General features: G+C 60.6%; 7 protein-coding genes. 3 read left to right on the top strand and 4 right to left on the bottom strand.

What is annotated here, in order from left to right:
* Positions 1 to 554 (bottom strand): SDR family NAD(P)-dependent oxidoreductase (locus AAC083_RS16040; RefSeq protein ID WP_108537125.1); only part of this gene is annotated, 554 nt, incomplete at its 3' end.
* Positions 555 to 688: 134 nt separating this feature from the next.
* On the opposite strand from AAC083_RS16040, the gene AAC083_RS16045 reads away from it, so the two are divergent.
* Complete coding sequence (locus AAC083_RS16045) at positions 689 to 1093, top strand: CBS domain-containing protein (RefSeq protein ID WP_108537126.1); 405 nt, start codon at positions 689 to 691, stop codon at positions 1091 to 1093.
* On the opposite strand, the gene AAC083_RS16050 is transcribed toward AAC083_RS16045, so the two are convergent.
* The gene (locus AAC083_RS16050; RefSeq protein WP_042035984.1) at positions 1090 to 1626 is read right to left on the bottom strand and encodes a DUF2301 domain-containing membrane protein; all 537 of its coding nucleotides are present in this window, start codon (positions 1624 to 1626) and stop codon (positions 1090 to 1092) included. The two genes, AAC083_RS16045 and AAC083_RS16050, sit on opposite strands and share 4 nt — an antisense overlap.
* An 85-nt stretch (positions 1627 to 1711) precedes the next feature.
* On the opposite strand from AAC083_RS16050, the gene AAC083_RS16055 reads away from it, so the two are divergent.
* Complete coding sequence (locus AAC083_RS16055) at positions 1712 to 2476, top strand: substrate-binding periplasmic protein (RefSeq protein ID WP_108537127.1); 765 nt, start codon at positions 1712 to 1714, stop codon at positions 2474 to 2476.
* A gap of 105 nt (positions 2477 to 2581) precedes the next feature.
* On the opposite strand, the gene asnC is transcribed toward AAC083_RS16055, so the two are convergent.
* Positions 2582 to 3043: a transcriptional regulator AsnC gene (gene asnC / locus AAC083_RS16060; protein ID WP_042035982.1), complete on the bottom strand. Its 462-nt coding sequence runs from the start codon at positions 3041 to 3043 to the stop codon at positions 2582 to 2584.
* A gap of 153 nt (positions 3044 to 3196) precedes the next feature.
* On the opposite strand from asnC, the gene asnA reads away from it, so the two are divergent.
* A complete protein-coding gene (gene asnA, locus AAC083_RS16065) occupies positions 3197 to 4189 on the top strand; it encodes an aspartate--ammonia ligase (protein ID WP_108537128.1) in 993 nt (330 codons plus the stop codon).
* 388 nt (positions 4190 to 4577) lie between these two features.
* Here asnA and clpB read toward each other — a convergent pair whose 3' ends face one another.
* The gene (clpB, locus tag AAC083_RS16070) at positions 4578 to 7151 is read right to left on the bottom strand and encodes an ATP-dependent chaperone ClpB (protein ID WP_108537129.1); all 2574 of its coding nucleotides are present in this window, start codon (positions 7149 to 7151) and stop codon (positions 4578 to 4580) included.
* Positions 7152 to 7278 lie beyond the last annotated feature (127 nt).

Genomic DNA, 7278 nt, shown 5'->3' on the forward strand with positions numbered 1-7278 from the left:
GCGTCACCATGTTCGTCGAGAAACAGTATGGGGCCAGGCTCTATGGTGTTGACCCGGATGGCAGGCGCCAGTTCGCGGGCAAAGCTCATGGCAAGGGAGTGGGCTCCCGCCTTGGTGGCCACATAGCTGGCAAACTGGGGGGCCGGGGCGTGAATGTAGATATCCGTGATGTGGATGATGCTGGCATTGCCATGGCTGGCCAACCGGGGCGCCAGCGCCCGGTTGAGCTGGAAGGGTGCCGCCATGTGCACACGATAAAACTGCTCGAACTGGGCCAGTTGCGCCGCCGGATCCGCCGCCTGGGGCTCGAAAGCCGAGGCGTTGTGGATCACCAGCGCCAGATCCTGATGGGCGGCCAGCGCCTCGATCAGCCTGCCAACCTCCTCTTCACGAGCGAAATCCGCCTGCACCAGCTCGACCCCGAGCGCCGCCAGTCTGGCCAGCTCGGGCCGCTCGCTGCGATAACTGCCCGTCACCTGCCAGCCGGCCGCCACCAGCTGTTCACACAGATAAAAACCGAGCCGGCGGCCACACCCTGTCACCAATGCACGCATAACCTCTCCTTTTGTCATTGCTTGCCGACCCGTGGCAAGGCCGTGCCTATCAATCTCCACGGCACAAGCCATTGGCCCCGCTCGCCGTCCTGCGGCCATAGTGACACCACTTTACCCCTTTTGGAGCCACCCATATGCTGCAGATCCGCGATCACATGAGCCGCCTGACCCACTCCCTCACCCCGCGACTCAGCCTGGCCGAGGCGCTGGACAAGCTGCACCACTCCGGGCTGAGCGGCCTGCCGGTGCTGGACGAGCAAAAACGGCTGATCGGTTTTCTCTCCGAGCAGGACTGCATTCCCAGTCTGCTCACCGGCAGCTACCACTGCGACACCCGCACCCGGGTGGAAGACCTCATGAGCCACACGCCGCTCTCGGTCGCCCCGGACGACAGCATAGTGGACCTGGCGCGCCAGATGAGCGAGGCCAAGCCCAAGATCTATCCGGTACTGCAAGGGGGCAAGGTGCTCGGTATCATCAGCCGCCATCAGGTGATGCAGGCCCTCAATCAGCAGATGAAAGGCTGCCAGCAGACCTAGCTCTGGTAGCGCCCCTTGTCACCAATATCAAAGTGCAGAGGCATGCGCCACTTGGCCAGACTCAGCAGACAGAGCAGCAGGCCGCACGCTAGGGAAACCGGCGCGGCGGCCCAGTCGAGCCGGGCCCATTCCAGCCCCCATAACAATGGCAGCAACAGGGGAACCGCCTTGATGCCAGGAATGGCGAAACAGAACTGCTCCTTGAAGGCCAGGCCGGAAAGCGTGGCCAGCGCAGCCCCCAGCACCAGCATGTCCGGCGCCCCGCTGGCGCTCAGTATCAGGCCGCCCCAGGCCATCACCTGCAAAATGAAGCGAATACGCTTGTCATAGATATGCAGACAGAGTCCGCACACCCCGCTCGCCACCACCATGGCCACCAGCCAGATCGCTGGCGGTAAAAAATCCTGCCCAATCAGCAGGCTGGCCCCTCGACATACCAGTAATAAAGCTGCCAGACTCAGGCCAAGGCGATAGAGGCAGACCGACAACCTGTCGATACCGTCCAGTTGACTTTCGATTTCAGGATTTGCCATCCGGGGTCGTCTCTGTTGAATATCCGGGCCATTATACTTGAATTATGCCCGTGGACGGTTCCCTATTCAGGGCAGGAGATGTTGTTTGCGAAGGTTCATTCTGCTCTGCCTGCTGCTTCCCCTCTGGCTCCAGGCCAAAGAACTGGTCATAGGTGGCACGCTGGAACCACCGCTGAAATTTCTGGACGACCAGGCCCGCCCCTGTGGACTGGATGTGGACATGGTCACCGCCATCTTCGGCAAGCTCAAGATCCCCATCAGGATCGAGCTGACCGACTCGGGCGCCCGCCTCACCCGTAATGCCGAAACCGGCGTGTATGACCTGGTGATGACCCACTCCTACAAGCCGGAGCGAGAGAGCTATCTGCTCTACCCAAAGCAGTCTCATCTGCGCCATAGCTGGCACTTCTTCGTGCGCAAGGCCGATATGCGGAAGATCCACTACGACACCCTGAGCGATCTCAAACCCTGGCGCATCGGCGTCACCAAAGACTTCTCCTACACCCCTGAACTGACGGCGGCCCTGGCCGATCCGGCATATCACTTCCAGGAGATCCCCATCAACCAGCTGCAACTGCGCAAGCTGAACGCCGGACGTATCGATGCCGTGCCCATGCCGCTGGTCACCGCCTTCGCCCAGATCAAAGAGGTGGGGCTGGAGGGCAAGCTCGACTACCTGCCCAAGCCCCTCAAGACCAGCCCCTACTACACCGTCTGGACCAGGGCCCGCGCCGATGCCGGCACCCCGGCCCTGATGGCGGCCTACGATGCCGAGCTGTTGCACATGAAGCGGGATGGCCGGCTCAAGGCCATCTACGACAAGTACGGCATCCCCTATATCGCGCCCTGATCCGACAGTCAGACTCTTTCATCAAGGTTTCACGTCTCTCACTATCGGATGCTGCAGCGAAATGCGCGCTTCGCATGTGACATGGATATTGCGGCGCAATAGGCTTCAGGGCTTCACATCGCGCAGGATCGGATTCTGTAACGAGATCAGGGTTTCAGTAGACTGGATCTCGTCTATGGTCTGGATCTTGTGGATCAGCACAGTCTGCAACTCGTCGATGGAGCGGGTCATCACCTTCATGAAGATGCTGTAGTGGCCAGTGGTGTAGTAGGCTTCCACCACCTCATCCAGCGCCTGCAGCTTGGCCAGCGCCGAAGGATAATCCTTGGCGCTCTTGAGGTTGATGCCGATGAAGCAGCAGACGTCATAGCCCAGCTTCTTCGCGTTCACCTGCACCCGTGTACCCTCGATGATCCCCGCCTGCTTCATCTTCTCCACCCGTACATGAATGGTGCCCGGGCTGACCGCCAGCTGTTTGGCCAACTCGGCGTAAGGGATCCGCGCATTGTCCATCAGGGCGGTGAGGATGGCCTGATCGAGATTATCGATCCGATAATTTTCCGACACTTTTTTGCACTCCCTTTGACGATATCTCATTAACGACGGCTTTATTTTGAAGAAAAAAACACGCAAAGCCTATTTCTATTAACGAATGTTGAATTTACTTGGCAATCTGTTGAAGAATCGTCACATCCAACGAATTTGAGACAGGTATTCAGCATGAAACAGCACTACATTCGCAGCCAACAACAGATCAGCTTCGTCAAAGAGATGTTCTCCCGCCAACTCGCCCAGCAACTGGGTCTGATGGAGGTGCAAGCCCCCATTCTGAGCCGGGTCGGTGATGGCACTCAAGACAACCTCTCTGGCCACGAGAATGCGGTGCAGGTCAAGGTGAAGACACTCCCCGAACACAGCTACGAGGTGGTGCACTCACTGGCCAAGTGGAAGCGCCAGACCCTGGGCCGCTTCGGCTTTGGCCCGGGTGAGGGTATCTACACCCACATGAAGGCGCTGCGTCCGGACGAAGACAAGTTGACCCCCATCCACTCTGTCTACGTGGATCAGTGGGACTGGGAGAAGGTGATGCCGAGCGAGCGCCGCGATCTGGCCTATCTGCAGGAGACGGTGCGCGGCATCTGGGCTGCCATCAAGGCCACCGAGCGGGCCGTCTGTGCCGAACACGAGCTGACCCCCTTCCTGCCAAACGAGATCCAGTTCCTGCACAGCGAAGCGCTGCTGACCCGTTACCCGGATCTCGACGCCAAGGGGCGCGAGCGCGCCATCGCCAAGGAGCTGGGTGCCGTCTTCCTGATCGGTATCGGCGGGGCCCTCTCCCACGGCGAGCGCCACGATGTACGCGCCCCTGACTATGACGACTGGAGCAGCCACAGCGAGCTGGGTCTGGCTGGCCTGAACGGCGACATCCTGGTGTGGAACCCGGTGCTGGAAGACAGTTTCGAGATCTCCTCCATGGGGATCCGGGTGGACGCCGAGGCCCTGCGCCGCCAGCTCGCCATCACCGGCGATGAAGATCGCCTGCAATACGACTGGCATCAGGATCTGCTGGCAGCACGGATGCCACAGACCATAGGCGGCGGCATAGGCCAATCCCGTCTAGCCATGTTGCTGCTGCAAAAAGAGCATATCGGTCAGGTACAGGTCGGCGTCTGGTCCCCCGAGATGAAGGCCGCCATCCCGGGCATGTTGTAAGCCGGTTTTCTCGTAAAGGAGCATATCGACAAACAGACACAGGTCGGCGTCTGGTCCACCGAGATGAAGGCCGCCGTGCCGGGCATGCTGTAAGCAAGATAATTCAATGGGTCTGACCTGCGAGCTGTGGCACGCAGGTCAGACCTGACAGGTGTGTGGCCGCCCGGGATGAAAGAGCGCATCACGGGCATGCTGTAAGGAGAGGGTCACCCTGACCCTCTGCGAAACCGGGGCTTGCCCCTGCGACCCGCTCAACCCACGCAAGGTCGCGTTACTACATTCCTCCCGGCAATCTTCGGATTGCCGTTTTTTTGCCTCCGAATCACCGCCGCCAGATATGACAACGCCAGCCCGAGGGCTGGCGTTGCAAACATCGCTACGAGATCGGTTACTGGGTCATGGTCAAGCCGTTGCTGTCGGCCCCCAGCAGCAACTTCTTGCCGGGGACGATGCGACCGGAGAGCAGCGCCTGGGCCAGCGGGTTCTCCACCTTGTGCTGGATTGCCCGCTTGAGGGGCCGCGCCCCGTAGACGGGGTCGAACCCGGCGTGTACCAGCTTCTCGAGCAGCGCTTCGCTCACCGACACCTCGTAACCCTGGGCCTCCAGGCGGCCCATCAGGCTCTTGAGCTGGATGCGGGCGATGGACTTGATGTGAGCCTCGTCGAGGGGATGGAACACCACTGTCTCGTCGATCCGGTTGATAAACTCCGGTCGGAAACTGCGGGTCAGCACCTCCATCAACATGGCCTTCATCTCGTCGTAATCCTTCTCGGAGTGGTGCTCCTGGATCAGATCCGAGCCGAGGTTGGAGGTCATGATCACCACAGAGTTGCGAAAATCGACGGTACGACCCTGGCCATCGGTCAGGCGGCCATCATCGAGCACCTGCAACAGGATATTGAACACATCCGGGTGCGCCTTCTCCACTTCGTCGAGCAGGATCACCGAGTAGGGGCGACGGCGTACCGCCTCGGTCAGATAACCCCCCTCCTCATAGCCCACGTAGCCGGGAGGTGCACCCACCAGACGGGCCACGCTGTGCTTCTCCATGAACTCGGACATGTCGATCCGCACCATGGCGTCCTGGGTATCGAACAGGAACTCGGCCAGCGCCTTACACAGTTCAGTCTTGCCCACCCCGGTGGGCCCCAGGAACAGGAAAGAGCCGATGGGGCGGTTCGGGTCCGAGAGTCCGGCACGGGAGCGGCGAATGGCGTTGGAAACCGCTTCAACCGCTTCCTCCTGACCAATCACCCGGCTGTGCAACTGCTCTTCCATCCTCAGCAGCTTGTCGCGCTCCCCTTCCAGCATGCGGGCCACCGGAATGCCGGTTGCACGGGCCAGCACGTCGGCTATCTCCACGTCTGTGACCCGGTTGCGCAGCAGGCTGGTCTCCTGCATCTCGGCCTGGGTGGCGAGATCCAGCTGTTTCTCCAGCTCGGGAATGCGACCATATTGCAGCTCTGACATGCGACCGAGATCGCCGGCGCGGCGTGCCACGTCGAGATCCTGACGGGCCTGCTCCAGTGCCGCCTTGATGTACTGGGTACCGGCGAGGGCAGCCTTCTCGGCCTTCCACACCTCATCCAGCTCGTTGTATTCCATATCCTTTTCGCCGATCTCCTGATTGATGAGATCGAGCCGCTTGCGGCTGGCGTCGTCATCCTCCTTCATCAGCGCCTGCTGCTCCAGCTTGAGCTGTATGATGCGCCGCTCCAGCCGATCGAGTGACTCGGGCTTGGAGTCTATCTGCAGCCGGATGCTGGCCGCCGCCTCGTCGATGAGATCGATGGCCTTGTCCGGCAACTGACGGTCGGCGATATAACGGTGCGACAGCTGGGCCGCCGCCACAATCGCGGGGTCGGTGATCTGCACATGGTGGTGCAGCTCGTAACGCTCCTTCAGGCCGCGCAGGATGGCGATGGTGTCTTCCACGCTCGGCTCTTCCACCAGCACCTTCTGGAAGCGACGCTCGAGGGCTGCATCCTTCTCTATGTACTGGCGGTACTCGTCCAGGGTGGTGGCCCCGACGCAGTGCAGATCGCCACGGGCCAGCGCAGGTTTCAGCATATTGCCCGCGTCCATGGCCCCCTCGCCCTTACCGGCCCCGACCATGGTGTGCAGCTCGTCGATGAAGAGGATGACGTTGCCCTCCTCCTTGGCCAGATCGCTCAGCACGGCTTTCAGCCGCTCTTCAAACTCGCCACGGTACTTGGCTCCGGCTACCAGGGCGCCCATGTCGAGCGATAGCACCCGCTTGTTCTTGAGCCCTTCCGGCACTTCGCCGTTGATGATGCGCTGGGCCAGCCCTTCGACGATGGCGGTTTTGCCGACGCCGGGGGCACCGATCAGCACAGGGTTGTTCTTGGTACGGCGTTGCAGCACCTGGATGGTACGTCGGATCTCTTCATCGCGACCGATCACCGGATCCAGCTTGCCGAGCTCGGCCCGTTCCGTGAGGTCTATGGTGTATTTTTCCAGCGCCTGGCGATTCTCCTCGGCGTTGGCATCTTCGATCTTTCTGCCACCGCGCACCTTGTCGATGGCGGTTTCAAGTTTCTCTTTGCTCAGGCCCTGGGCACGCAGCAGCTCGCCCAGGTTGCCCCTCTCGTCGAGGGCCGCCAGCACGAACAGCTCGGATGAGATGAACTGATCCTTGCGCTGCTGAGCCAGCTTGTCACAGACGTTGAGCAGGCGACCCAAACCATTGGAGAGCTGCACGTCGCCCTCCACACCACTCACCTTGGGCAGCCGATCCAACTCTTCACCGAGGCGAGAGCGCAGGGCATTGATGTCCATCCCGGTCAGGGTGAGCAGTGGACGAATGGAGCCACCGTCCTGATTGACCAGCGCAGTCATCAGATGGACGGGTTCGATAAATTGGTGATCACGACCCAGTGCAAGGGACTGGGCATCGGAAATAGCAACCTGGAATTTGCTGGTCAGGCGATCGAGGCGCATCGCGCTCCCCCTTTCAGACAGACGCCGCTCGTGCGGCAAACAACATAACTTTCTGAGATGAAAGATGAGGCCCGTACGGGCTATTTCAAGGGGAAGGGTTGGTTATTTTTTCTGCAAAGTGGGGAAC

The organism is Aeromonas sp. HMWF014 (genome assembly GCF_963878295.1).
GTDB classification, from domain to species: Bacteria; Pseudomonadota; Gammaproteobacteria; order Enterobacterales; family Aeromonadaceae; genus Aeromonas; species Aeromonas popoffii.

What these genes read in the sequence shown, in the direction of transcription:
- asnA (WP_108537128.1), top strand. Translation starts at nt 3,197, where the DNA reads ATGAAACAGCACTACATTCGCAGCCAACAACAGATCAGCTTCGTCAAA.
- AAC083_RS16045 (WP_108537126.1), top strand. Translation starts at nt 689, where the DNA reads ATGCTGCAGATCCGCGATCACATGAGCCGCCTGACCCACTCCCTCACC.
- AAC083_RS16050 (WP_042035984.1), bottom strand. Translation starts at nt 1,626, where the DNA reads ATGGCAAATCCTGAAATCGAAAGTCAACTGGACGGTATCGACAGGTTG.
- clpB (WP_108537129.1), bottom strand. Translation starts at nt 7,151, where the DNA reads ATGCGCCTCGATCGCCTGACCAGCAAATTCCAGGTTGCTATTTCCGAT.